The sequence below is a fragment of the Cryobacterium algoritolerans genome, assembly GCF_004402785.1.
In the GTDB taxonomy this organism is placed as follows: Bacteria; Actinomycetota; Actinomycetes; order Actinomycetales; family Microbacteriaceae; genus Cryobacterium; species Cryobacterium algoritolerans.
This window is the reverse complement of the sequence record NZ_SOFP01000075.1, coordinates 42068-68095: the sequence shown is the minus strand read 5'-3', so window position 1 is coordinate 68095 and position 26028 is coordinate 42068. Positions and strand designations below refer to the sequence as shown.

Sequence of the window (26028 nt, the reverse complement as noted above, 5' to 3'; positions counted from 1 at the left end):
GAGCGTAAACCCAATGAAACTACTTGTAGTCGAGGACGACGTTCGGATCGCCGACATCGTCCGTCGCACGCTCGCCGAAGCCGGCTACGCCGTTGACGTCACACACACGGCGCCGGCCGGCGTGGAGGCCTTCGAGATCGAGACCTACGACCTGGTCGTCCTCGACCTGATGTTGCCCGGGTTGCCTCGGGGTGGGATGGATGTGTGCGCCCGAATCAGGGAACTCAACACAGACATCCCCATCCTGATGCTGACCGGGTTGGATTCCGCGCGTAAACGCGTGGAAGGCCTCGACGCGGGCGCCGATGACTATCTCGTCAAGCCGTTCCACCTCGTCGAACTCCTTGCCCGTGTGAGAGCGCTGCTGCGGCGAGCACCTCGCGCACTCGCGCCCGTGCTCCGAGCCCAAGGCGTCACCCTGGAACCGGCGACCAGGACCGCAACGCGAGCCGGACGCACCATCGTGCTCACCGCCAAAGAATATGCCGTGCTCGAATATCTGATGAGTAACGCCGGAAAGATCATCAGCTCATCTGAACTGATCGATCACGCCTGGGACAGCAACTACGAGGGCTTCAGCAACGTGGTGCAGAGCTACATCCGCTATTTGCGCCAGAAATTGACCCTCCCGGGAGAAGTGGAGATCATCGAAACCCGCCGTGGGGCCGGCTATGTGATCGCAGCGGACGAATGATCTTTCGTCGGGCGCTGATCCGCCTCACCCTCACCTACACCCTCGTGCAACTGCTGCTCTTTGGCGGCTTCGCGCTCGGGATCTACGCCTACGTCACCGGCACCTTCGACTTCGACCCGGCGGACAACGCGACCATTAATGCCGCCGAACAGGGCTTCGCCAATCTCCGTGTCGGACTCATCACGGGCTACGGCATCCTGGTGGCTCTCCTGCCACTTTCGAGTTATCTGATGGCGAGAACTGCGCTCGTACCGATTCGGCGCAGTTACGAACTCCAGCAGCGCTTTGTCGAGGGGGCGTCCCACGAGTTCCGCGGCCCCCTCAGCGTGGTCCAGGGCGAGCTTGAGCTTGGACTTTTACGGGCACGAACACCCACGCAATACCGAGCCGCAATGACGACCTCGCTGGATGCGGTTGGCGGTCTCGTTCGCCTCACCAACGACCTGCTTCTACTCACGCGCGACGACCCGGGTGAACTCGAGGCCACCTTCGAGCGAGTGTTGTTGAACGAGATCGTGAGCTCAGCCGTCGAGGCGCGCGCATCCGCGCATCGGGGCATCACGGTGACCGTCTTCGAGCGCTCGTGGGTTACGGGTTCGGCGGAGCTGCTCGGTCGGGCGATTGCCAATGTCCTGGACAACGCCGTCAAGTTCAGGACACTCGACCAGCCCATCCTGGTCTCCGTCCGGAGGACAGGGAAGCTTGCTCAGGTCCTTGTTGAAGACCACGGCGTGGGCATGACTCCCGCTGAAGTTGACCACGCGTTCGACCGCTTCTGGCGGGCCCAGGACGCACGGAGCACACCCGGATACGGCCTGGGACTGCCGCTGGTGAAACAAATCAGTCAGGCACACCACGGAAGCGTCACCCTGAAATCGGCACCAGAAGAGGGAACGACCGTGACGCTGACCTTTCCTGCGTCCGCGCTGTGAGCGCTCGGAAGATTCCTTATTCTCACCTTCGTCTCACGGTCACATTTCTCGCGTGTAAGTAACACTATGAAGCGCATGGCGGAGCTACCCGAAGAGACAAGACCATGGGGAAGAAAGCACAGGGCGCCGCGGACTGAGCCGGGCGCTGGAACAGCTCTCAACCCGTACCGGTGGATCGTGGCTCAGATGCTGCGGTGGTCACGCACCGCGAGTTCAAGGGCCTCGAGGTCGGGTGCAAGGGCGGCATCAACGGCCATCGGGTCGGTGATGTTGAGCTGCTGCATCGCCCGGCGGCCCTCCGGTGCGGTATTGATTTCATGCTCGCCAGCTTCCAGCGCGGCAATCAGGTCGGTGATGACGTCATCCAGCGGCCGACGTCCCCAACCGAGTTCGGCACCGGCGTTTTGCGAAGTCATCATCGCCGTGTCGGTCGCGCCGGGATAGACGGTCGCAACATGCACGCCCGTGCCGATCAACTCGCGGCGAAGCGATTCGCCGAACTGCGCAACGCCCGATTTCGTTGCCGCGTACACCGAGTAGAACGGCATCCCGACGAGCGCAATCCCGCTGGCAACGTTCAAAAGGATGCTACCGCGGCCCTTCCCGCTCTGGCGAAGGGTGGGAAGCAGGGTCTTGGTCAACAGAATCGGGACGGTGAGATTCAGATTGATCATCGAGTGGACATCCGCATCGCTGATCAATTCGAGCCTACCCGCGCGCACATTGCCGGCGTTGTTCACCAGGAGATCAACGACGCTCCAGGACGCCACCGTCTGCGCAATCCGCTCAACGGCGCCAGGCTGAGTCAGGTCTTCGACCAGGATCTCCGTCGTTCCCCCCGCGGAGGCGACGAGCCGCGCCGTTTCAGTGAGCGTCGGCAGCTGCCGCCCGACAAGCAGCAGGTGACCTCCGCGTCGACCGAATTCGAGCGCAAGTGCCCGACCGATGCCCTGTCCCGCGCCCGTGATGATTCCGCGTCGATTGGTGAGATCCAGATTGGTGAGGTCCATATGAGCGAGCTTCTTTCCGTTGATTCCGACGGGATGACGGCGGCCGGACTCTCCCGACCGCCGTGATAAGGGCCTGCACAAGACAACCGGGGACCACGACAGAAATTCCCGGATGGGCTCGACGGGCGGCGTGGCTGGTCCTGCCCTGAGCGAACGGGCCGGATGTCCAGAGGCCCAGACTTTCAAGCGCGGGCCTCGGACATCGACAGCGTTGTGGTCCAGGATGGAGCGGCGGATGAAGCGGCGGATGAAGCGGCTACGGAAGCACGTGACCGGCGGCCGTGAACAGGCGGTACCACTCCGGGCGGGTGAGCGGAACGTCGGCGCCGGCTGCGGCATCCGTGAGGTGTGAGATGTTCGTGGTGCCCAGCACAACCTGGATGTTAGCGGGGTGCCGGGTGATCCACGCGACGGCAATCGCCGCGGGTGCCACGTCGTACTTCAGCGCGAGTTCGTCGATGACGTCGTTGAGGGCCGGATACGTCTCCCGATCGCCGAGGAAGACCCCGTCGAAGAACCCCTTCTGGAAAGGCGACCACGCCTGCAGGGTGATGCCGTTGAGGCGGGAGTAGTCGATGATGCCGTTGCCGCGGTCAACGGACTGCTCGAGACCGGCCATGTTGGCGGACATTCCCGCGGTGATCATCGGCGCGTGGGTGAGGCTGAGCTGCACCTGGTTCACGACGAGGGGCTGGCTCACCGAGCTCTTGAGCAGCTCGATCTGCCCCGGGGTGTGGTTGGACACACCGAAATCGCGCACCTTGCCGGAGCTCTGCAACACGTCGAACGCCGCGGCCACCTCGTCGGGTTCCACGAGGGCATCGGGGCGGTGCAGCAGCAGGAGATCGAGGTAGTCCGTCTGCAGTGCCGCCAGGGACTCGTCGACGGTGCGCAGGATGTGTTCCGTGGAGAAGTCCCAGAATCCCGGGCGGATACCGACCTTCGACTGAATCGTGACGGCCGCGCGGTCCGCAGCGGAGAACGTCACGGCGTCACCGAAGCGTTTCTCGCACTCGTGGGGTTCGGCGCCGTAGATGTCGGCGTGGTCGAAGAAGTTGATGCCGGCATCCTGCGCGGCACGCACGAGGGAGCGAATGTCGCCATCGGTCATCGATGAGATCCTCATCAGCCCCAGGATGACGCTGGATGTTTCGAGGTTCGTGTTCGGTAGAGTCTGCGATTTCATGTTTCTATCCTGCCGGGTGCTTCCTGCGGAACCCATCCACGGCAGACGGAACGGACCGGTCTGCGTGATCTGCAACACCATGACCCAGCGCGGCTCGACCGCCGTCGACGAGCATTGCGCAGAGGACGGTGAGTGCCGCCCGGTTCCGCACCCGGAAGGGAGAGGCCGTGCTGCGGGGAATGTGCCGCAAGGCAGACGCGAGGCCTTCACTGCCTGTTCTGCGGACCATGGGCTCGACCTTTCGGCCGGATTTCAGGACGTTTCGTTGGCTCGCCTCCCACTGTTGAGCGCGAGGTCGGCCGCGGCGGGAGACGCATCGATGCCGTCGATGAAGATCTTGCCGATCTTGACGATGTTCAGCGGAAGGTCGCGCAACATCGACAAGGAGGAGTATCCGGTGCCGTAGTCGTCGAGGGCGATGCTGATGCTGATGCCCATCTCCCGCTGCTCACGGAGTTGTCCGATGGCTCGGCGAAGGTCGCTGATCGCGGCGCCCTCGGTGATCTCAACCTGGAGCGGGCCGGCGGGGATGCCGTGCTCCCCAAGCGCAGTTCGGACATCGGGAACAATGGTTCGGGCAGCGAGCTGCAGCGCGAGCACCCGGGTTTCGAACGCATCCGTCAGCCGGCGATGAATGCGCGCGTTGCGGGCGATCGGCGCGGCCCCACCGTGCCCGTTCCGGCGTGAAACCTGGCGTTTTCCCGCTTGTTTGGCCCTGATCATCGCGCCGTCGGCCTGGCGGAGCAACACGTCCAGCCCGCTCAACCCCCGCGCGACGGCGACTTCGCCGGCCATGACGATCCCCACTGACGCGGAGACGCGCAGGAGCTGCCCGTCGCAGACGAAGGGGACGGACGCGCTGAGAACCACCCGGTTGGCGATGGCCAGTGCCTGCGCCTCGTGCACATTGGCCGGCAGCACCGCGAACTCGTCCCCGCCGAGCCGGGCCAGGACATCCCCAGGGCGCACGATGTGACGCAGCCGGTCGGCGAACCCGATCAGGACCTCGTCCCCAATCTGATGGCCGACGGTGTCGTTGACGGCCTTGAAGCCATCCAGGTCGCTCTAAAGTACGGCGACGCCGGCCAGATCGGGGTCGCTCTGGATGAATACGACGCCCCGTTCCTCCAACTGCCGGCGGTTCGGCAGCCCGGTCATGGAGTCGTGCAGTGCTGCGTGCCGGAAGTCCGCTGAAAGCCGTTCAAAGATCTGGGACACTGATGCCACGCGGGGGCCCTGGGCGGTCAGCACGAGCACGTCGCGGTCGCGGTGGTTCTCCGGTAACCCCCGGGCGTGGAGCCCGTAGCCGAGCCGACCGGTCAACGTGGACTCGACATGCTCACGCGAGGGCAACGAGAAGGTGCCGGCGTTTTGAACCACGAAGGAGCGGAGCTGCCGGTCCGCGCGGAATTCCCGGTCGATCTCGCTCGCCGGTGTCGCCGCGGTCACCAGCCGCACTTCAGTCGCCAGGTCGGCCAGGCACGACCCACGGCCCGCCCGGAGAAGGTCAACGCGGACCTCAGAACAGTGCTCATAGTTCATCAGCACCCGGTCGCCGTCGAAGGTCCAACAGGATCCGCCGCCGTTTGCCCAGCGTTCAGGTTCTGCGCCGCCTTCCTTGACCTGCTGCCCGGCGCGCGCCTGGCGAGGGAGCTGCTTGGGTGGGTCCGGCGCCAACGCGCCGAAGAAGCCCCGGTCCTCCGACCGGGGCTTCTCCGTTGCCAGTCAGCGGGAACGTCTCATCAACGGCTGCTGACTGCCGGTTCCTCGAACTGGTTCATCGTGTTGTTCTTGCCGCCGGCCTTCAGTGCGGCCTCGCCGGCGAAGTACTCCTTGTGGTTGTCGCCGATGTCGGACCCGGACATGTTCTGGTGCTTGACCGTTGCGATTCCCTCGCGGATCTCGCGACGCTGGACGCCCTTCACGTAGGCGAGCATTCCCTGGTCGGCGAAGTAGCCCTTGGCCAGATCGTCGGTGGAGAGCGCGGCCGTGTGATAGGTCGGCAGGGTGATGAGGTGGTGGAAGATGCCGGCCTCGGCTGAGCCGTCACGCTGGAAGGTGCGGATGCTCTCGTCGGCAATCTGGGCGAGCTCGGTCTCGTCGTAGACGACGCTCATGAGCTTGGCGCGGTCGTACGCCGACACGTCCTTGCCTTCCGCGAGCAGGTTGTCGTACGCCTGCTGACGGAAGTTGAGGGTCCAGTTGAACGACGGGCTGTTGTTGTAGACCAGCTTGGCGTTCGGGATGACCTTGCGCACCTCGTTCATCATTCCGGCGATCTGGGCGACGTGCGGCTTCTCGGTCTCGATCCAGAGCAGGTCAGCGCCGTTCTGCAACGAGGTGATGCTGTCGAGCACGCAGCGGGCCTCGCCGGTTCCCTGACGGAACTGGAACAGGTTGCTGGCCAGGCGCTTCGGGCGCAGCAGCTTGCCATCGCGCTTGATCACGACGTCACCGTTGCCGAGGTCGGCCTCGGTGATCTCGTCGACGTCGAGGAAGGAGTTGTACTGGTCGCCCAGGTCTCCGGGCTGGTACGTCACGGCGAGCTTCTGCGTCAGGCCGGCGCCGAGCGAGTCGGTGCGGGAGACGATGATGCCGTTGTCGATGCCGAGCTCGAGGAACGCGTAGCGCACGGCGTTGATCTTCGCGATGAAGTCCTCGTGGGGCACGGTGACCTTGCCGTCCTGATGGCCGCACTGCTTCTCGTCCGAGACCTGGTTCTCGATCTGGATGGCGCAGGCGCCGGCCTCGATCATCTTCTTGGCGAGAAGGTAGGTCGCCTCGGGGTTGCCGAAGCCGGCGTCGATGTCCGCGATGATCGGTACGACGTGGGTCTCGTAGTTGTCGATCTGGTCCTGGATGGCGGCGATCCGGGCGTCGTCGCCGAGGGTGCGTGCGTCGTCGAGTGCGGTGAAAAGCAGGTCCAGCTCGCGGGCGTCTGCCTGGCGGAGGAACGTGTAGAGCTCCTCGACCAGCGCGGGAACGGCCGTCTTCTCGTGCATGGACTGGTCGGGCAGCGGACCGAACTCGCTCCGCAGCGCGGCGACCATCCAGCCGGACAGGTACAGGTAGCGCTTGTTCGTCGTCTTCAGGTGCTTCTTGATCGAAATCATCTTCTGCTGGCCGATGAAGCCGTGCCAGACGCCGAGCGACTGGGTGTAGACAGAAGAATCGGCGTCGTACTCCGCCATGTCCTTGCGCATGATGTCTGCGGTGTACTGGGCAATCTCGAGGCCGGTCTTGAACCGGTTCTGTGCACGCATGCGAGCGACGGACTCTGGGTCGATGGCATCCCAGCTGTGACCGACGCCCTGCTTCAGTGCTTCGATGGCCTCGATATCGTTCTGATAGATGGTCATGTGCATTCCTTCGACGTTGAATTGTGCGGGGCCTGGACGGCTGTTTCGGCGGCCCAATATCGGCTGCTACATGAAGACTGCGGCAGGTGCGGCAGGTTTTCTTCAGACTTCGGCGCAGAACTATTGCGATTCTTCTCCGCACGAGAAGATCGTCAGGTCCTGGGGGCAACGGACAGCAGGCACCGGGACGGTGCGCCCCTGGTGGGGTGCCTAGGCTGTACCCATGGCCACTGTTCTTCTCGTGCGGCATGGCCGCACCACCGCGAATGCCGACGGCGTGCTGGCCGGACGTGCCGGCGGGGTCGTCCTCGACCAGATCGGGCGTGACCAGGCGACGCTCACGGGCAGACGACTGGCCGTGGTGCCGCTGGTCGGAGTGGTCTCGAGCCCCCTGGAGCGCTGCCTGCAGACGGCGCAATTGATCCTCGACCGCCAGAGCGGTTCACCTGCGACGCCGGTGGAGGAGGGGATCACCGAGTGCGACTACGGGCAGTGGCAGGGCCGAGCACTCGGCGACCTCGCCAAGGAAGATCTGTGGTCGGTTGTGCAGTCGCAACCGTCGGCCGTCATGTTCCCGGGCGGCGAGTCGATGCCGGCGATGCAAGCCAGGTCGGTAGCCGCGATCCGGCGCCTCGATGCGGCCTTCGAGGCGCAGCACGGACCCGGTGCCGTGTGGGTGGCGGTGAGCCACGGCGATATTATCAAGTCAATCCTGGCCGACGCGCTCGGCATGCACCTTGACCTGTTCCAGCGCATCAACGTCGGTCCCGCTTCGGTCTCGATCGTGCGCTACGGCGCGAGCCGGCCGAGCGTCTACGCCACCAACACCGACGCCGGCGACCTCTCCTGGCTCGGCGCCGGGGCCCCTCCGGCCGACGCGCCGGTCGGCGGCGGGGCCGGTCAGGCGACGCACACATCCGGCGCCTAAAATATCCGCATGCCCACTATTGTCCACGCGTTTGACTGGCCGGATCGGGTCGTCGTCGGCACCGTCGGTCTCCCCGGGGGCCGCACCTTCTACCTGCAGGTGCGAGCCGGGGCGCAGATTGTCAGCGTCGCCCTGGAGAAGCAACAATCCGCGCTGCTCGCCGAGAAGATCGACGAGATGCTCGACCAGCTGATGCATCACGAGGGCAACCCGTTCAGCATTCCCACCAGCACTCCCGTCGAGCTCGTGGACAATGACCCGCTGGAGCAGCCCGTCGCGGAGGAATTCCGAACCGGCGCATTGAGCCTCGGTTGGGACCCGTCTACGGTGCAGATCGTGATCGAGGCATTCCCGATCGTGGACGATGAAGAAGGCGACGCGCTCGATCCGGACGCACTGGTCGCGCCGGAGGTGCTTCTGGTGCGGATGCCGGTCGGCACCGCCCGCGCATTCGCGAAACGCACGCGAGAGGTGGTGGGGGCCGGCCGGCCGATGTGTCCGCTCTGCGGCGACCCCATCGACGCGAACGGGCACACCTGTACGCTCCCCGGCAGCCCCTGATGTTGCCCGCTGCCGATCCCGGCGACGGTGAGCTCGAGCTCACGGGACGGATCACGACGGCCTCGAACGCGACCTTCCTCGGCAGCATCGACGGTGTCACGGTCGTCTACAAGCCCATCACCGGGGAGCATCCGCTGTGGGATTTCCCCGACGGCAATCTCGCCAGCCGGGAAAGGGCGGCGTTCCTGGTCTCGGAGGTCTTCGGCTGGGACATCGTGCCCCGCACCTGGCTCTGCGACGGCCCGATGGGCAGGGGGATGGTGCAACTGTGGCAGGAGGCTGACCCAGAACAGGATGCCGTCGACCTGGTCGCAACGGAAGCCGTGCCCGCCGAGGGGTGGCGCCCTGTGCTCGACGGCAGAGACGAGCACGATCACCACGTCACACTCATCCATGAGGACTCCGCCGCGCTGCGCCGGATGGCCGTGTTCGACATCGTCGTGAACAACGCCGATCGCAAAGGCGCTCACATCCTCCCGATGAAAAACGGACACCGTCACGGCGTCGACCACGGACTCACCTTCCACGTCGAGCACAAGCTGCGCACAGTGCTCTGGGGGTGGCTGGGCGAGCAACTCACCGCGGAGGAGCGTGATGGGGTCGGACGGGTCAGCGAGCAGCTGGACGGTGAGCTCGGCGACGCACTCGCCGGATTGCTCAGTGCCCCCGAGATCGCCGCATTGGCCGCACGCTGTGACCGGTTGCGCACAGAAGGCAGGTTCCCGGCCCCGCACGGGGAGATGCCCGCGGTGCCCTGGCCCCTGTTCTAGGCACCCCGCCCGGAGGCTGGACCGAGCACCGTGGCGGGATCGCGGTGAGACGCGGCTGCGCTGCGCGGTCCGCTTCGGCCTGATTTACGGGCGACACGGGCCAGCGACGATACTGGAGTGAGCCCCCGCCGCGATTGACCCGAGCGAAGCATCCGCGCGGCGCGCCTGGAATGCCCCTAGCAACTGAAAGGCACCACCACCATGAATCACCGCACCACCTCCATTCCATCCGCGATCGGCCGGCTCGCGCGGCCCGCCGCCGACAGGACCGCACTGTGGGCCTCGGACATCGACGCAGCATGAGCGGGCAGATCCACTTCGTCCGGCACGCGGAAACCCTCTTCAACGTCAACCGGCAGCTGCAGGGCTGGTGCGACTCGCCACTGACGGAACGCGGAGAACGCCAGGCGGCGGCACTCGGCGAGCGGATGCGCGACGTGCCGCTCGCCGCGGCCTTCGTGAGCGATCTCACCCGCACCCGCACGACGATGGCGGCGGCGCTCGCCGGGCATCCGCACCTCGACCCGACGCCCCTGAAAGAGCTGCGCGAATGGCACTTCGGTAGCTGGGAGGGGCAGCCCAATGCCGATCTCTGGACCCCGGTATTCGCCGAGCACGGCCGCCAATATGCCCCGGGTCCGGCCGATTGGCCGGCGCTGACCGCTCACGGCTTCGACGGTGTCATCGACAGCATCAACCGTCTCGACCCGATCGGCCGCGCCGAAACCGGGGCCGACGTGAACGCCCGCGTCACGGCCGCGCTCGAGATCGTGATCGCCGCTGCAGAGTGCGCAACGCAACAAGATGCGGGGGACGTGCTCGTTGTGACCCATGGAAGTGTGCTCGGGAATCTGCTCCGGAGCATCGTGCCCGAGTACCGGCTCGGCGCAAGCATCCCGAATTGCGGCGTGGTCAGCGTGACCTTGCAGGGTGGGGAGTGGGCCGCCGCCGGCGTCGACCTCTCCTGCGGCCAGGTGCACTGAGCACCAGCCGGTTCGATAGCGGCTCATCGCACGCCGCGACGTACGATCGGGTGATGCCCCCGCGTTCACCCCTGCCGCAACGTCATGGGCTCGACGCCGCGTGGGTGCGCACTCCGGATCCTGACCGCTCCCGGCCTGATCCCTGGCCGACCATGGGGGCCTGGCTGCACGAGCGGTTGTCCGAGTTCGTTGACGTGACGGGATTCCTGGCCCGGGGACGCTTCGTCTCTGAGACAGGCATCCCCGTCGTCGGCAGCGCCCCCTACCTGCCCTGCACCTTCGTCTGGTTTCACCGCGATCGCCCGGACGAGACCGTTGTGCCCGGGCAGATCCCCGTGATTCACCACGATGAGCGGATCGTCGTGGTCGACAAGCCGCCTTTCCTGTCGACGATCCCGCGCGGCCGTCACGTGCTGCAGAGTGTGGTCGTGCGTCTGCGCGCAGAGTTGGGACTGCCCGAGCTCTCGCCGTTGCACCGGCTGGACCGCGTGACCTCGGGGATTCTCCTCCTGGCGACGGAACGGCGCTGGCGTGGGGCGTATCAGTCGATGTTCCAACGCGGGGAGGTCGGCAAGACCTACCGGGCCCTGGCCCCGTTTCGGCCGAGACTTGATTTCCCGGTCACCGTCCGCAATCACCTGATCAAACCTCGCGGCCAGTGGCAGGCCGAGGTCGTGGCCGATGCCCCGGTCAACGCCGTCTCGCTGATAGAGATTGACGAAGTCCTCGACGACACGGCCGTCTATCGGCTGACGCCGCAGACCGGACGAACCCATCAACTGCGGATGCACATGCTCGGCCTCGGGATACCGATCCTCGGTGACCCGCTGTACCCCGTCGTGGAGGAGGTGGCGCTGGACGATTTCGCCCGCCCCCTCCAACTCCTGGCGAGCGAGGTGCGGTTCACCGATCCCGTGGACGGGAGACCGCGCCGATTCGAGAGCGTGCGCAGGCTTCCACTGCGGGGTGAGATCTCCGTCCCGCCCGCCTGAGGGCAGCCCCCTCGGAGGGTACGGATCCCAGGTGATCTCCCGCCGCTCCGACGTGACCGCAGAGGGTAGCCGATGACACGTTCGTCGCATGAGAGGCATCAACCGGTCTCGGTTCGTGCCACGCTGGGGTCATGGATCTGGAGGTCTCACCCGCGCTCACGATTCCCGCGTCGGAACTCGGCTGGCGATTCTCGCGGTCGTCCGGCCCGGGTGGTCAGCATGTGAACACCTCGGACAGCCGCGTCGAGCTCTTCTGGAACGTCGCCGAGTCGGCGGTTCTCGCCGACGAGCAGCGGATGCTGCTCCTCACCCGTCTCGGACGGCGCCTCATCGGCGGGGTGTTCACCGTGACCGCCTCCGAGCGGCGCTCCCAGCTTCGCAATCGCGAACTCGCCCTGGCCAAGCTTGCCGACCTCGTGGCAGCGGGTCTTGCTCCCGACGCGCCGCCCCGTCGCCCGACCAAACCCACCCGAGGCTCTGGCCGGCGTCACCTCGCCGCAAAGCAACAGCGGTCGGCAACCAAACGGCAGCGCCGGCGCCCGCCCGCCGAGTAGCGAATCAGGGACGGCACAATTTCTCATCCTCTCTCTTGAGTTCATTCGCGGCGCACAGATCGCGTTTGCCGCAGTCATGCCCGTGACGGCGGCCTCGTCCAGGAGACCTCGTTCGGCCGGTAGTCCCGTGGTCGGGCAAATATTACCGACGACATTTCTCTGGTCGTTCGTATTTTTGTTCTAATGTCGGTGGCTTGTGGCACTCTGTGTGTGACGAGCGTTGAGGCTGTTATCGAGGAAGTGGCCGGGTGTTTGGCCCGGTCGCCGGTGTCCGCGAGTGTTTTCGCGGGGCTCTCTGATGAGGAGTCGGAGCGTGCTCATACCGTTATTTCCGTGTTTCTTCGCTCGGTGACGATTGTTGCTGCTTTGTCGGCGGCGAATATTGATCGTCGTTCCGGTTGGGAGCGTGGTGGGGAGGGTCTGGCGAGGAGGCAAGGGTTCTGTAATTCTGAGGAGTTCGTGCAGCATCTGGGTGGTGGGCTTGCCGGCACGCGAACGGATGCTCGCCGCCTGATCGAGGCGGGCACGTTGGCCACTGTGGCCGAGGACGCCCGTCGCCGCCAGGCAGGCGCGGGACAGGATCGATGTGGTGGGCATTGCGTCTCGTGCTGATGCGATGCGGGCCCGGCAGTACTTGCGGGTGTATGACAAGCCTGATGGGACTCGGCACCATTTTCGGCCGCACCCGCGCCAGCGTCAAGATCGTCGTCCAGGCCGGCACCGCAGCCCAGGCCGGCGCAACAGTTCAGGCCGGGACTGCGAAGCCGCATCTGGGTCTGGTGCTCCTGGGCGGTGGTCTCATCGAGGGAGCCATCGACCCGGCGCCCACCGAGACCGTGTTGGAGCGAAGCGCACCACCTCGATGGCTGGGCGGTCGACGGCGGCTTGACCAATCTCGCCGACGGTATCCTGCTCTGCGCGCCTGACGACCTGAGGGTGAACAATGAGCGCTGGAGAATAGTGCGCACCGGCAGCGACTACTCCCTTATTCCGCTGCCGACCATCGACCCGTCCCAGACACCGATCCGGCTGGCCAGCAAGTCCGCCCTGAAACTCGGGTCACCGCTGCGATTCGACTCCGAACCCGGTCGCCGGGGCGCCGCCGGGTAACAAGCGTTCCGCGGTGCAATCCTGATCGCGGTCGATATCGCTGATTCGTTCTCATCCGGGGCGTCCAGGGGTGACGCAGGGTCGCCCCGTGGGTAGCCTGACACCAGAACGAAGGGATGGACGATGGCCACTGGAACCGGCACCAAGGAACACCCGTGGGTGCTCACCACGCCACCGGGCACGTCGTCGTTCACGATGTATCGTGACGACACTGCCGCCCCGGAGTCGCTCGTGTGCCAGGTGGGATCGACCACCTTGACATACCTCGCCCGATCGATCGAGGACCTACACGCCTGGCTCGCCGAACAGGGCAGATGGGTGCCCCTTGGCGCGGCCGATGAGCAGAAGCCGGTGACGGATGGCACGGTCGAGGCCTGGGGCCGATCCGAGGGCAACCCCGTGGGTGGCTGGTACGGGACACGCAACGGGTACCGTGGTCGATTCGGCATGTACCTGCCGCCGCTGCTCGAGGCGCTCGGTCTCGCCGAGCTCACCCACACCCCCAGGAACAACCAGATGAGGGCTATTTGAGGCGGCAGCAGAGTGGCGGATGACTGGATTCACAGCGTGCATCCAGTGGTTCAGAACTGCTCTGATGGGTACACTCTGGGGGAGTCCTGGCACCGCGAATCGCTGCGGCATGGCGAGGCGCAATCCAGCCGCGGGTGAGATAGATTCCACCCAACTGGTTTTGCCTTGGGGGTCTCGATGAACGATGTGCTCGCACGGTGATGCTCAGGCCCAGTGAGGCGATCAGCGCGGATGCCGGGGTTGTGGATGACGAGGTCACCGACGCCCGGGATCTCGGCGGCCTGGACGACTCCGGCATCGACGACACGGGCACGACGCTCGAGCGGATGAGCGAGTTCGGGCCCTTCGACTACCTCGCCGATCGCGCCCACCGGCTCTACCTGTCGGGATACTCAGACCGTGCCGTGCGCGCGTGCCGCGCCTGGGCGCCGGTGACCAGAAGCGCCGGCGACAGGGCCACCACCCGGTTCCTGTGTTACATCGAGGGCGTCGCCCTGCAGGAGCTCGGCCGGGACCACGAGGGTGTGACGGTGGCCATGGACCTACTCAGCGAGCTGGATGATGACCCGGACCCGTTGTGGCGTGCCAAGGCCCTTGCGCTTCTTGCCCAGTCCTCCATCCAGGTCAAGGAGGTCAGCCGGGCGATGGACGCGCTGGCCGAGGGGACGTGGCTCGTCGCGATCGCGCCGCCCGGCAGCTACAGCCATCTCTCGGCGAGCACCGCGGTCGCGCTGGCCCTGCGCGCGGTGTTCCTCTTCGAACAGGCTGACGAGCTGATGAGCGGGATCCGGCTCGGCGAGGATTGGAACATCGATCTCCTGGTGGTTCAGGAGCGGGCGCTGCTGAGCGCCTTTTGGGGTACGACGCTCCTCGTTGTGGGGCGCGCCGATGAGGCCGGGCCGCATCTGGTCAGGTGCGCCGACCAGGCGCTGCGGATGCGAAGAACTGCTGAGCTGGCGGACGATCCCGAGATGTCGGCTCGAGCGGAAGTCATCGAGGCCTATGCGCTCAGCCGACTCGGCTATACGGCCCTTGCGGCGGCGCGGGTCAACGCCGCCACCCAGCGGTTCCGGCTCCGCGAGGACCTTGTCGAGACTCACCTCGCTCGCCTCGTCCTCGGCCAGGCGGCGACGGAGTCCGGTGACTTCGCCGAGGCTCGCCGGCAGCTGTGCGCGGCGTTGGCGGCTGCCGACCGCGCGAGGCGGGAAATCTGGGCGGCCGCCGCGGTGGAGTCCCTGGCCGACCTCGATGTGGCCGAACACGGCGAGCATCCGGCCATCGACCTGTGGAAGCGTCTCGCACGGGAGGCGCTCGAGCGGGTGTGGGTCGAACGCGACGGTCGATTCACGGCGCTGCAGACGCGCAACCAGGTGCGCGCGCTGACCGCGGAGACGAGCCGAATGGGCGAGGCAGCGTTGCTCGACCCGCTCACGGGTCTCGGCAACCGACACATGATGACCAGCACGGTCGACCGCGCGGGGGCTGATCTCTCTGCCGTGTTCGTCGACGTCGACGAATTCAAGCAGGTCAACGATCGCTTCTCGCACGCCGTCGGTGACGAGGTGTTGCGGCGGATCGCCGTCATCCTGCGCACTCACTGCCGGTCCGACGACATTCCCGTGCGCTACGGCGGCGACGAGTTCGTCATCCTCGTCTTCGGCGAGGGGGCAGCGGCCAACGGCGTCGCAGCCCGACTGCATGAGGCCGTGCGCAACGCCCCGTGGGGGCAGGTCGCTCCCAGGCTGACGGTCACGGTCTCGGTCGGTGTAGGCCGCGCGGCCCCCACCCGCGGCGCGATCGCCGCCGCCGACGCCGCGCTCTACGAGGCCAAGCGAGCCGGTCGCGATCGCGTCGTCACGGCCTAGCCGCACTTCCACACCGGGTGTGGGCAGGGCGGCTACCGAACAGACAGCATCTGCCGGAAGAACGCGGCCAGCTCCACGGTCGCGGTCAGAGGAAGCACGTTGGCCACGTACTGGTCCGGGCGCACCACCACAACGGCACCGCCCCGGTTGATCCCCCGGAGTTCGAAGATGTCGTGGTCTGGGTCGGCGGCATACAGCTTCTCGTAGTCGATCAGCTCGAAAGGGCCCGTCTTCGGCAGGAATGCGTCGGGGACACGGCCGAGGTCCACACCCGCGTGGGACTGCTGGTAGACGACCTTGACGTCGAAGATGCTGTCGATGTCGCTGCCTGCGGAAGTGTGCACGCGAAGCGGTGAAGCGGGTGAGGTCTGAAGCCAGTGCGCCCAGTCCGCGAGCGCCGAGGGCTCTCCGGATGCCGCGGCATCCGCAAACGCGTACACGCGCCACCGTCCGTCGGCGCGGTGGTGGTGTCCCAGCTGCACCGGGTTGGCGTCGGCGACCCGAACCACCGGGGCGGACATGAAACGCTTACCCACGGGGAACCCGGTGGCGAGGTTCTGGTGGGTTGCCTCGCCGACCAGCATCGACGGCGGGTATTGGGTCATGAATCCGGCCGGGAACTCGGCAGTGCGGGTGTAGAAGTCCTCCAGCGGGACGTCGAGGTCCTCCGGCTTCGTCGCCATCAGGGTCGACCACTCCTTGTCGAAGTCGATGAGGTTCTTGGCGATAACCTGGCGCTCGGCGGAGTAGGTGCCGAGCAGCGTCTCGGGGCTGCGGCCGTCGAGCACATACGCGAGCTTCCAGCCGAGGTTGAAGCCGTCCTGCATCGACACGTTCATGCCCTGGCCCGCCTTCGCGCTGTGCGTGTGGCAGGCGTCACCGGTGATGAAGACACGCGGAGTGCGGGTGCCGATCTCGTGGGGGGGAACGTCGTCGAATCGGTCGGTCAGGCGATGGGCCACCTCGTACACGCTGTGCCAGGCCACGTTTTTCACGTCCAGCGTGTAGGGGTGCAGGATTTCGTTCGCCTTCGCGATGATCTCCTCGATCGTCGTCTTGCGCACGGCCCCATTGTCGTCGGGCGCCACCTCGCCAAGGTCGACGTACATGCGGAACAGGTAGCCGCCCTCCCGGGGGATGTGCAGGATGTTCCCGCCCGAGCCGGACTGGATGGCGCACTTCGTGCGGATGTCCGGGAAGTCGGTGACCGCGAGAACGTCCATGACTCCCCAGGCGTGGAATGCCTGGTCTCCGGCCAGCGTGCAGCCGATCGACTCGCGCACGGCGCTCCGCGCCCCGTCGGCGCCGACCACGTACTTGGCGTGGACGATGCGTTCCTGGCCCGCCCGTTCCCCGGTCGTGTGCACGAGTGTCACGGTGACGGGGAATTCGCCCTGGTCGGTGCTCTCCAGGCTGCGGAAATCGAAGCCGAAGTCCGCCTTCATTCGCGTGGGCGCGTTGGCCATGAACTCGGCGAAGTAGTCCAGCACGCGCGCCTGGTTGACGATGAGGTGTGGGAACTCGCTGATGCCGGTGGGGTCGTCCACCGCGCGAGCGGTGCGGATGATGCGCGTCGGATCGGCGGGGTCCGGCTTCCAGAAGGCCATCTCGGTGATCCGGTAGGCCTCCGCGATGATGCGCTCCGCAAAGCCGAAGGCCTGGAACGTCTCGACGCTTCGGGCCTGGATTCCGTCGGCCTGGCCGATCGCCAGGCGTTCGCCGCGGCGCTCGACGATGCGAGTCGTGATGCCGGGGAACTGTGAGAGCTGGGCTGCGGTGATCATCCCGGCGGGGCCGGTGCCGACGATGAGCACGTCGACGTTCTCGGGGAGTTCGTCGGGGCGGTCGATGCCGACGCCGGCGGCGTCCTGGATGCGCGGGTCTGTGGACACGTATCCGTGGTGGTGAAACTGCACGGGTTCCTCACTTCTCTGTGTGGGTGAATCGTGGGCGAATCGGACGTCACTGTGGATTCGATAATGGAACGCGCAGTTCGATTATCGCTTTTTGAATCATATATCATTTGTTCGTGAAGTGGTGGGTCGCAGTTTCGTCTGCTACATCAGCCACACATCGCGATTCGATGAGGCGATTGCGCTGGCGCCTGCACTTAGGGCGGCCATCACATCTTCCTTGTCACAGACCAATCCTCCGGCGATCAGCGGGAGGTCGGTGTCGTCTCGGACCCAGGAGATGACCCGGGGCATGCATCCCGGCAGGATCATGATGGCGTCCGGTTCCGAAATCTTTACCTGCTTGGATACGTTGCTGTAGCTGAACGAATCGACGAGGAACAGTCGATGAACGGCCATCAGGCCAGCTGACTTTGCCGCCCGCACCATGATGGATTTTGAACTTAGGACTCCGTCGGCCTGTGTGTGTGCCTTCAGGAAATCGACTGTAATTGGTTTGCTGGAGAAGCCATCAAGCAGATCGACATCCACGAAGACTATTTTTCCTGCCCGTTTCAGGGTCGCCACGATGCCCTGAATCGTCATCACCGATCCGAAAAGAACGAAAACAACGGGGCAGGGTGCACCCAAGACCGCCCTCAACCCGTCGTCATCCTTGATACTCGCTATTACGGGGTGAAGCGACATGACGTCGCTGGTCGGGGACGATTCGTCAGCCATGCGCTGAACTCTACCCGGCGATTCTGGAGCGGTTTCACTGGCTCCATTCGAGACCTGGGTGTTCAGGAGACGAGCGGGCGTGTTAGTGTTCGAAACAACGTACAACTTCATACTTGTTCCGGGCTCGGCCCGGGACTGTTGCTTAAAACTTAGAGAACAGCGACCCCCTTTGTGAGGGGATCGCTGTTCTCTTTTTTGTCGTTAATCCACGAAGAGGTGGATCGCATGCCCAACACCGGAAAACAAGACAACCTAGAACGAACGGAATCAGTCGAATAATGCGCCTTACCCGTGAACAGATTGTTAGTGCCTATGTGGAGATCCTCGGTAGTGAGCGGGTGATCACCGACGAGCAGACGTTGAAGGACAACAGCGCTGATCGGTACTACAAGGTCGAGAACATCTTCGGCATCTACGCATTGCCGCTGCCCGCGGCCGTCGTGAAGCCCGGCACCCCGCAGGAGGTGGCACGGGTGCTGAAATTCGCGAACGAGAACGGCATCAACGTCGTGCCGAAAACCGGTGGCTCTGCAACCGAGGGTGGCCTCGAAACGGTTGTCGAAGACTCGATCGTCGTTGACGGATCGGGCATGAATCAGATTCTCAACATTGACATCGCCAATATGCTGGCTACCGTGCAGTGCGGCGTCTGCCTCGAGGACCTCGAAAATGAGCTTCGCGAGATCGGCTACACCACCGGACACTCGCCGCAGTCCAAGCCCCTGGCGCAATACGGCGGGCTGGTCGCAACCCGCTCCATCGGCCAGTTCTCCACTCTCTACGGTGGCATCGAAGACATGCTCGTCGGCGTCGAAACGGTCTTCCCGAACGGCGAAATCTGCCGCATCAAAAACGTGCCACGGCGCGCGGCCGGACCAGACATCCGCCACCTTGTGATCGGTAATGAGGGTGCCCTCAACTTCATCACCGAAGTGACCGTAAAGATCTTCCGCTACTACCCCGAGAACAACAAGTTCTACGGCTATCTCTTGAACGACATGAAGACCGGCCTGGAGATTCTCCGGGAGGTCATCACCCAGGGCTACCGACCGTCCGTTGCACGCCTCTACGACAAAGAAGATGGCCTCTACCACTTCAGGCACTTCTCCGATGGCCGCTGTGTACTCATCTTTGTGGCCGAAGGACCCAAGCCGATCGCTGACGCAACGGGAGCCGCGATCGAAGAGATCGTTTCCACTTTCGGCTCGGCCGATCGAGTGGAGGACAAACTCATTGAGGACTGGTTCGACAACCTCAACTGGGATGTCTCGAAGATCGAGGAAGAACGAGTTGAGATTCGCGAAACCCTGATCAACGGCTTCACCACCGAGATCTCAGGCAATTGGAGCGTCATCCACGACATTTATACGAACGCGCTTGCTCGCATCCGGAATGAGATCTCGGCGGAGTTCAGCCTGCTCGGTGGCCACTCCAGCCACAGCTACCTCAACGGAACCAATATGTACTTCGTCTACTACTACAAGATCGACGTTGATCCCACCGAGGAACGCTCCACCTACCACGACCCGATCCAGAACATCATCGTCGAGGAAACCCTCAAGCTGGGCGGGTCGATGTGCCACCACCACGGCGTCGGAAAGCACCGCACGCACTTCCTGGCCGAGGAATATGGCTCGTCGCTGTACATGCTCGAAACCCTCAAGGCCGCTTTCGACCCGAACGGAATCATGAACCGCGGAACCATCTTCCCGCTCAAGAAGTAGCCACCCATTCCGGCGCGGCTTCGCGAGCAGGTATACAAAGACTGTGTGCCCGCTAGCGCAACCGCGCACAACCCCACAGAAAAAGAAACAGAGAAAACGCATGACTGACGTCAACATCTCGGACTTCCAGATGGACTTCTTCTCAATCAAGGGCAAGACCGCCATCGTCACCGGCGGCAACACCGGGCTCGGGCAGGCGTTCACGCTCGCCCTGGCGAAAGCAGGTGCGAACGTGTTCGCGGTCAGTATCATGCCCGACGACGGAAAAACCGAGGTGATGGTCGAGGCGACAGGCTCAAAATACGCCTATCTCATGGCCGACATCACAGCGGAGGGAAACCCGAAAAAAGTTGTTGAAGCCTGCGTCCGGGAATTCGGCAGCATCGACATCCTCGTGAACTGCGCCGGCCGCAGCATCAACGAGCCGGATGTCACAAAGTACACGCGCAAGCAGTGGGACCCGATGGTCGCTCTCAACCTCACCGCGGCCTTCGAGATGTCACACGAATGCGCCAAGCACATGATCCCGCAGGGCAGTGGCAAGATCATCAACATCTGCTCGGTGTTCACCTTCCTCGGTGGCCAGTGGTCACCCGCGTACGCCGCCACCAAACACGGCATCGCCGGATTCACCAAAGCGTACTGCGACGAGCTGGCGCAGTTCGGAATCCAGGTGAATGGAATCGCCCCGGGCTACTACGCCACCGAACTCACGTCCGCAACCCGGGCGAACGCCGACACCAACCAGCGCGTCCTCGACCATATCCCGGCCAACCGTTGGGGCCAGACGCAGGACCTGATGGGGGCGACGGTGTTCCTCGCGAGCCGCGCTTCCGACTACGTGAACGGGCACATCCTCAGCGTCGACGGGGGATACCTGGTGCGCTAGGCGCCGGCAAATCAATATGAATCTCACAATGACGAAGAAGTACATTCTTGGGATCGACGGTGGCTCGCAGAGTTCGAAGGTTGTCATCTTCGATACCGAAGGACGAGTCGTGTGCGAGGCCAGCCAGGCCCTGAAGCCGCTCTACACACCCGAACCGGGCGTTGTCGAGCATCCAGACGACGACCTCTACGACTCCATCGTTGCCGCCGCGTCGCGCGCAATGCAGGCATTCCAGGGCGATCCGGCAGACATCATCGGCGTGGGCCTGTGCAGCATCCGGTGTTGCCGCGCCCTCACCCGCGCGGACGGCACTCTCGTCGAGCCAGTGCAGAGCTGGATGGACGAACGCCTCTCCAGACCCTACGAGCAGACTAACGACGACGTCGTCTACGTGACAACGACATCGGGCTACCTGATGGGACGGATCACGGGCGAGCTCACCGACACCGTCGCCAACTACATCGGTCCATGGCCGATGGATGTCGGCACGTGGGACTGGTTCAGCGACCAGGAGACTTTCGACTCGTACAACGTCGGCCGAAGCATGTTGTATCGGCTGCAGATGCCGGGCGATGTCGGCGGCTACGTGAACGAAGACTTTGCGGCCAGCACCGGAATCCCACAGGGCCTTCCCGTGGTGCACACCGCAAACGACAAGGCCGCCGAAGCACTCGGGGCGGGCCTCCGCGACGAAACGACGGGTCTCGTATCGCTCGGAACCTACATCGCGGGCATGATCGTCGGAAAGGAATTCGTTGCCGAGCCGAAGTCCTATTTCTCGAATTTCGCGTCAGAACCGCACCGGTACATCTACGAGTGTGGCGGCATCCGTCGCGGAATGTGGACCGTTTCCTGGCTCCGCAACCTGCTCGGGCGGGAAATCACTGACGGAGCAGCCGCCGCCGGGATGACCGGAGACGACTTCCTCAACGCTGTCGCGTCTGACGTTCCTGCGGGCAGTGACGGCCTGCTGTGCGTCCTCGACTGGCTCGCGCCGCCCACCAAGCCGTACAAGAAGGGGATGTTCCTCGGCTTCGATGAGCGCCACGGCTACGCCCACATGTACCGCGCGATCCTTGAAGGCATCGCCTTCACCATGAAGCAGAACATGGTGAACATGGAGGAGGAGCGCGACATCAGCATCGAAACGCTCGTCGTCTCCGGCGGCGGTTCCTACAGCGACCTGTGCATGCAGATCTTCGCCGATGTCTTCGGCATTCCTGTGGTGCGCAACAAGGTGCGCAACGCCGCCGGCCTCGGCGCAGCCATCTGCGTCGCCGTGGCTTGCGGCGTGTACCCGACCTTCGATGACGCCTCCAGCAGGATGGTACATCGCGAGGACGCCTTCGAGCCGAACGTCGAAAACATCGACCTTTACACCCAACTCCGCGCGGTCTCCGTCGACATCACGGCGCAGACCGACGTCATCCTCCAACGCACGCACGGTATCCTTCTCGATCGCAAAGGGGCAATCGCACATGTCTAAGACCGGCCACTCAAAGAAGATCTTCCAACTCGTCCTGCTGATTCTGGCGGGAGGTTCCATCTACCCGTTGGTGTACCTGCGTCAGAACTTTGAGGCGACAATTCTGCAGGTCTTCGACATGTCGAACGCCGAGTTGGCAAATCTGTACTCGATGCTCGGCATCATCTTCGTCATCGGCTACCTCCCCAGCGGATGGCTGGCCGACAAGTTCCCGACGAAGTACATGATCACCTTTTCCTTGGCGCTCACAGCGGTCACGGGATTGTTCTACGCCCAGATCCCGGACAAGGCTACTTTGGTCTACGTCTTCCTCGTCTGGGGCTTCGCCTCCGTCTTCACCTTCTGGAGTGCGCTCCTGAAGGCAGTCAACCTGCTCGCCGAGAAAAACGAGGAAGGCAGATTCTTCGGCGCCCTCGATGGCGGGCGCGGAGTGGTTGAGGCGGCCCTGGCCACCGTGGCGGTCGGGATCTTCGCTGCGTTTGTCGGCAACGGCGGGTCGAACATCACCGACACCACGGCAGGATTCCAGGCGGTCGTGTACATGTACTGCGCTGTGCTCATCGTGCTCGCCGTTATGCTCTTCTTCGTGCTTTCCAGCGACGAGAAGATGAAAGCCGAGGAGACCCACGCCGAGCCGGTCGAGTCGACGTTCGCCGCCGTTCGCCGCATCCTCAAGATCCGTGAAGTGTGGGTCTTGATGTTCGCACTGTTCTGCGGGTACACCCTCTTCTGGGCGTACTACTACTTCTCCGGATACCTTACGACGAACCACTCGGTTACCCCGGTTGCCGCCGGAGTCGTCACCGTCGTCGTGATGTGGATGCGGCCCATCGGTGGATTCGGTGGTGGATACCTCGCCGACAAGCTCGGAAAGTCTCGGGTGTTGTCGGCCGCCATGCTGGCCGCGGCCGTCGGGCTGATCGGGTTGGCGCTCATGCCGGGTGGTATTGCCATCGGTCTGGTCTACGTACTGGTCGTCCTTGTCGGCCTGTTCGTCTACGTCATCCGCGGTGTCTACTGGTCGCTGCTGGAAGACTGCCGTGTTCCTGTGGCGGCGACGGGCATCGCGATCGGGCTCATCTCGCTCGTCGGGTACCTTCCCGACATCGTCCTGCCTCAGATCAGCGCCGCGATATACACCGCCTACGGCGACGACGTAGCCGGCGCCAATAACCTCTACTTCCTCATCACGGCCGGCATCGGCTTGGTCGGTGCGGTTGCAGCGGGATACTTCGCGGTTCTGGTGAAGAAACGCGCAATCGCCGAGGCCGGACAAGCAGACGCAAGGAACTCCTCCGTTTCCGCCAGCCCGGTTGGCATCTAGGGACCGGCCACGCGCCTCATATCGCACTCCGTAAGGCTTGGAGCGGTGGTTCCCGTCGGTCAACCGCCGACGTAGGCCGCGAGGTGCTGGCCGGTGAGGGTGGAACGCTCGGCGACGAGGGCGGCGGGGGAACCCTCGAAGACGATCCGGCCGCCGTCGTGCCCGGCGCCGGGACCGAGGTCGATGATCCAGTCGGCGTGCGCCATGACCGCCTGGTGGTGTTCGACGACGACCACCGACTTGCCGGAGTCTACGAGCCGGTCGAGCAGGCCGAGCAGGCGTTCGACGTCGGCGAGGTGCAGGCCGGCCGTCGGCTCGTCGAGCACGTAGACGCCGCCCTTCTCGGCCAGGTGGGTGGCCAGCTTAAGTCGCTGGCGCTCGCCGCCCGACAGTGTGGGGAGAGGCTGGCCGAGGCTGAGATACCCGAGTCCCACGGCCGCGAGCCGGGCGAGAATGGCGTGCGCGGCCGGCGTGCGCGCCTCACCGGCGCCGAAGAACTCCCCGGCCTCGGTCACTGACATCCCGAGCACCTCGCTGATGTTGCGGTCGCCGAGGTGGTATTCCAACACGGAGCTCAGGAACCGCTTCCCGTCGCATTCCTCGCAGGTGGTGGCGACGCCGGCCATCATCGCCAGGTCGGTGTAGATGACGCCGGCGCCGTTGCAGGCGGGGCAGGCACCCTCGGAATTGGCGCTGAACAGTGCCGGCTTCACCCCGTTGGCCTTCGCGAACGCCTTGCGGATCGGGTCGAGCAGCCCGGTGTAGGTCGCCGGGTTGCTCCGCCTGGAGCCGCGGATCGCGCCCTGGTCGATCGAGACCACATTGTCGCCGGCGGGGATCGACCCGTGCACGAGCGAGCTCTTGCCCGAGCCTGCGACACCCGTGACGACGACGAGCACCCCGAGCGGCACGTCGACGTCGACGTTTTGCAGGTTGTGCGCCGTCGCGCCCCGGATCTCCAGCGAGCCGGTGGGCAGCCGCACCGTCTGCTTGAGGACGGCCCGGTCGTCGAAGTGGCGGCCGGTGAGGGTGCCGCTGGTGCGCAGCCCCTCGACCGTGCCCTCGAAGCAGACCTCGCCCCCGGCTGCACCGGCGCCGGGGCCGAGGTCGACGACGTGATCGGCGATCGTGATCGTCTCCGGCTTGTGCTCGACGACGAGCACCGTGTTGCCCTTGTCCCGCAGCCGGAGCAGCAGGCCGTTCATCCGCTGGATGTCATGGGGGTGCAGCCCGATGGTGGGCTCGTCGAACACATAGGTGACGTCGGTGAGGGAGGAACCGAGGTGGCGGATCATCTTCACTCTCTGCGCCTCACCGCCGGACAGCGTGCCGGTGGGCCGGTCCAGGGACAGGTAGCCGAGGCCAATCTCCACGAACGACTCGAGGTTTCCCCGCAGGGCTTCGAGTAACGGTGCCACGGATGGCTCGGCGAGGCCTCGCACCCACTGGGCCAGGTCGCTGATCTGCATGGCGCAGGCATCGGCGATGCTGATGCCCTGGACCGTGGAGGAACGGGCGCCCTCGCTCAGCCGGGTTCCGCCGCAGTCGGGGCAGGTGGTGAAGGTGACGGCCCGGTCAACGAAGGCCCGGATGTGCGGCTGCATCGCCTCTCTGGCCTTGGAGAGCATCGACTTCTGGATCTTCGGGATCAGACCCTCGTAGGTGAGGTTGATGTTGTCGACCTTGATCTTGGTCGGTTCCTTGTAAAGCAGGTTGTGAAGCTCGGTCTTGGTGAATTCGCGGATCGGCTTGTCCGGATCGAAGAAGCCCGAGCCGCTGAAGATGCGGCCGAACCAGCCGTCCATGCTGTAACCGGGGATGGTGAGGGCCCCGCCGCCCAGGGATTTGCTGTCGTCGTAGAGCTGGGCGAGGTCCAGGTCGGTCACGTTGCCCATGCCCTCGCAGCGCGGGCACATACCGCCGGTGATGCTGAAGCTGCGCCGCTCCTTGACGGTCTGCCCGCCGCGCTCGATCGAGACGGCGCCCGCTCCGCTGATCGAGGCGACGTTGAACGAGTAGGCCTTCGGCGAGCCGATGTGCGGCTGCCCGAGCTGGCTGAAGACGATCCGCAGCATGGCGTTGGCGTCGGTGACGGTGCCGACGGTGGACCGGGGGTTGGCGCCCATCCGCTCCTGGTCGACGATGATCGCCGTGCTCAGCCCGTCGAGCACATCGACGTCGGGCCGCGCCAGCGTCGGCATGAAGCCTTGCACGAAGGCACTGTAAGTCTCGTTGATCATCCGCTGCGATTCCGCTGCGATCGTGCTGAACACCAGCGAACTCTTGCCGGAGCCGGAGACGCCGGTGAACACAGTCAGCCGGCGCTTCGGGATCTCGACGTTGATGTTCTTGAGGTTGTTCTCGCGCGCGCCCCGCACGCGAATCCGATCGTGGCTGTCGGCAACGTGTCCAGGCGACTGCGTGTCCGTCCGGGTGGCGATGCTCATCGTGTCTCCATCTGTAGCGCTGGGCGTGTAGCACCGGGCCGACTTCTTGG

General features: G+C 64.7%; 24 protein-coding genes. 16 read left to right on the top strand and 8 right to left on the bottom strand.

Annotated features, from left to right (window positions below; translation table 11 throughout):
- Positions 1-13 precede the first annotated feature (13 nt).
- Both E3O19_RS15555 and E3O19_RS15550 read left to right on the top strand, forming a co-directional pair.
- On the top strand, positions 14-694 hold the full coding sequence (locus E3O19_RS15555; protein ID WP_134569117.1) for a response regulator transcription factor: 681 nt from the start codon (positions 14-16) through the stop codon (positions 692-694).
- A 44-nt stretch (positions 695-738) separates the two neighbouring features.
- On the top strand, positions 739-1626 hold the full coding sequence (locus E3O19_RS15550; RefSeq protein ID WP_166804598.1) for a sensor histidine kinase: 888 nt from the start codon (positions 739-741) through the stop codon (positions 1624-1626).
- 182 nt (positions 1627-1808) lie between these two features.
- On the opposite strand, the gene E3O19_RS15545 is transcribed toward E3O19_RS15550, so the two are convergent.
- From E3O19_RS15545 to E3O19_RS15525, 5 genes are all read right to left on the bottom strand, one after another.
- On the bottom strand, positions 1809-2636 hold the full coding sequence (locus E3O19_RS15545; protein WP_241981433.1) for an SDR family NAD(P)-dependent oxidoreductase: 828 nt from the start codon (positions 2634-2636) through the stop codon (positions 1809-1811).
- A gap of 256 nt (positions 2637-2892) precedes the next feature.
- On the bottom strand, positions 2893-3822 hold the full coding sequence (locus tag E3O19_RS15540) for an aldo/keto reductase (RefSeq protein ID WP_134569114.1): 930 nt from the start codon (positions 3820-3822) through the stop codon (positions 2893-2895).
- A 252-nt stretch (positions 3823-4074) separates the two neighbouring features.
- Positions 4075-4881: a diguanylate cyclase domain-containing protein gene (locus E3O19_RS15535; protein ID WP_277613045.1), complete on the bottom strand. Its 807-nt coding sequence runs from the start codon at positions 4879-4881 to the stop codon at positions 4075-4077.
- Positions 4882-4887: 6 nt separating this feature from the next.
- Entirely contained in the window at positions 4888-5499 is a 612-nt protein-coding gene (locus tag E3O19_RS15530) for a GGDEF domain-containing protein (RefSeq protein WP_134569110.1), read from the bottom strand.
- A 65-nt stretch (positions 5500-5564) separates the two neighbouring features.
- The gene (locus tag E3O19_RS15525) at positions 5565-7181 is read right to left on the bottom strand and encodes an isocitrate lyase (RefSeq protein WP_134569108.1); all 1617 of its coding nucleotides are present in this window, start codon (positions 7179-7181) and stop codon (positions 5565-5567) included.
- Between the two features lie 223 nt (positions 7182-7404).
- Here E3O19_RS15525 and E3O19_RS15520 point away from each other — a divergent pair, with 223 nt between their 5' ends.
- The 10 genes from E3O19_RS15520 (at position 7405) to E3O19_RS15475 (ending at position 15475) form a co-directional block, all read left to right on the top strand.
- On the top strand, positions 7405-8109 hold the full coding sequence (locus E3O19_RS15520) for a histidine phosphatase family protein (protein ID WP_134569106.1): 705 nt from the start codon (positions 7405-7407) through the stop codon (positions 8107-8109).
- A 9-nt stretch (positions 8110-8118) separates the two neighbouring features.
- Positions 8119-8670, top strand: coding sequence for a DUF3090 domain-containing protein (locus tag E3O19_RS15515; RefSeq protein WP_134569104.1), 552 nt, complete (start codon positions 8119-8121; stop codon positions 8668-8670).
- Positions 8670-9440 (top strand): SCO1664 family protein, encoded by a 771-nt coding sequence (locus tag E3O19_RS15510; protein WP_134569102.1) that lies wholly within the window; start codon positions 8670-8672, stop codon positions 9438-9440. Before E3O19_RS15515 ends, E3O19_RS15510 begins: the two co-directional genes overlap by 1 nt.
- A 299-nt stretch (positions 9441-9739) precedes the next feature.
- Positions 9740-10423 carry a histidine phosphatase family protein gene (locus tag E3O19_RS15505; protein WP_166804597.1) on the top strand — a complete coding sequence of 228 codons (684 nt, stop codon included), beginning with the start codon at positions 9740-9742 and terminating at the stop codon, positions 10421-10423.
- Positions 10424-10476: 53 nt separating this feature from the next.
- Complete coding sequence (locus E3O19_RS15500; RefSeq protein ID WP_134569098.1) at positions 10477-11415, top strand: pseudouridine synthase; 939 nt, start codon at positions 10477-10479, stop codon at positions 11413-11415.
- A gap of 131 nt (positions 11416-11546) precedes the next feature.
- Positions 11547-11969 carry an alternative ribosome rescue aminoacyl-tRNA hydrolase ArfB gene (gene arfB / locus E3O19_RS15495; protein WP_134569096.1) on the top strand — a complete coding sequence of 141 codons (423 nt, stop codon included), beginning with the start codon at positions 11547-11549 and terminating at the stop codon, positions 11967-11969.
- A 644-nt stretch (positions 11970-12613) separates the two neighbouring features.
- Entirely contained in the window at positions 12614-12895 is a 282-nt protein-coding gene (locus tag E3O19_RS15490; protein ID WP_134569094.1) for a hypothetical protein, read from the top strand.
- 10 nt (positions 12896-12905) lie between these two features.
- Complete coding sequence (locus E3O19_RS15485; RefSeq protein ID WP_166804596.1) at positions 12906-13079, top strand: hypothetical protein; 174 nt, start codon at positions 12906-12908, stop codon at positions 13077-13079.
- Positions 13080-13202: 123 nt separating this feature from the next.
- A complete protein-coding gene (locus tag E3O19_RS15480; RefSeq protein WP_134569090.1) occupies positions 13203-13610 on the top strand; it encodes a DUF6855 family protein in 408 nt (135 codons plus the stop codon).
- A gap of 200 nt (positions 13611-13810) precedes the next feature.
- Positions 13811-15475 (top strand): GGDEF domain-containing protein, encoded by a 1665-nt coding sequence (locus E3O19_RS15475; RefSeq protein ID WP_134569088.1) that lies wholly within the window; start codon positions 13811-13813, stop codon positions 15473-15475.
- A gap of 32 nt (positions 15476-15507) precedes the next feature.
- Here E3O19_RS15475 and E3O19_RS15470 read toward each other — a convergent pair whose 3' ends face one another.
- Positions 15508-17391, bottom strand: coding sequence for an FAD-binding monooxygenase (locus E3O19_RS15470; protein WP_134569086.1), 1884 nt, complete (start codon positions 17389-17391; stop codon positions 15508-15510).
- Between the two features lie 141 nt (positions 17392-17532).
- Positions 17533-18108, bottom strand: coding sequence for a glycerol-3-phosphate responsive antiterminator (locus E3O19_RS15465; RefSeq protein ID WP_134569084.1), 576 nt, complete (start codon positions 18106-18108; stop codon positions 17533-17535).
- A 278-nt stretch (positions 18109-18386) separates the two neighbouring features.
- Here E3O19_RS15465 and E3O19_RS15460 point away from each other — a divergent pair, with 278 nt between their 5' ends.
- The 4 genes from E3O19_RS15460 (at position 18387) to E3O19_RS15445 (ending at position 23531) form a co-directional block, all read left to right on the top strand.
- Positions 18387-19832, top strand: a complete 1446-nt coding sequence (locus E3O19_RS15460) for an FAD-binding oxidoreductase (protein ID WP_134569082.1) — start codon at positions 18387-18389, stop codon at positions 19830-19832.
- 100 nt (positions 19833-19932) lie between these two features.
- A complete protein-coding gene (locus tag E3O19_RS15455; protein ID WP_134569080.1) occupies positions 19933-20721 on the top strand; it encodes an SDR family oxidoreductase in 789 nt (262 codons plus the stop codon).
- 28 nt (positions 20722-20749) lie between these two features.
- A complete protein-coding gene (locus tag E3O19_RS15450) occupies positions 20750-22207 on the top strand; it encodes an FGGY-family carbohydrate kinase (RefSeq protein WP_134569078.1) in 1458 nt (485 codons plus the stop codon).
- Positions 22200-23531: an MFS transporter gene (locus tag E3O19_RS15445; protein WP_134569076.1), complete on the top strand. Its 1332-nt coding sequence runs from the start codon at positions 22200-22202 to the stop codon at positions 23529-23531. The genes E3O19_RS15450 and E3O19_RS15445 overlap by 8 nt, the downstream gene beginning before the upstream one ends.
- A gap of 59 nt (positions 23532-23590) precedes the next feature.
- Here E3O19_RS15445 and E3O19_RS15440 read toward each other — a convergent pair whose 3' ends face one another.
- A complete protein-coding gene (locus E3O19_RS15440; protein ID WP_134569074.1) occupies positions 23591-25978 on the bottom strand; it encodes an ATP-binding cassette domain-containing protein in 2388 nt (795 codons plus the stop codon).
- Positions 25979-26028 lie beyond the last annotated feature (50 nt).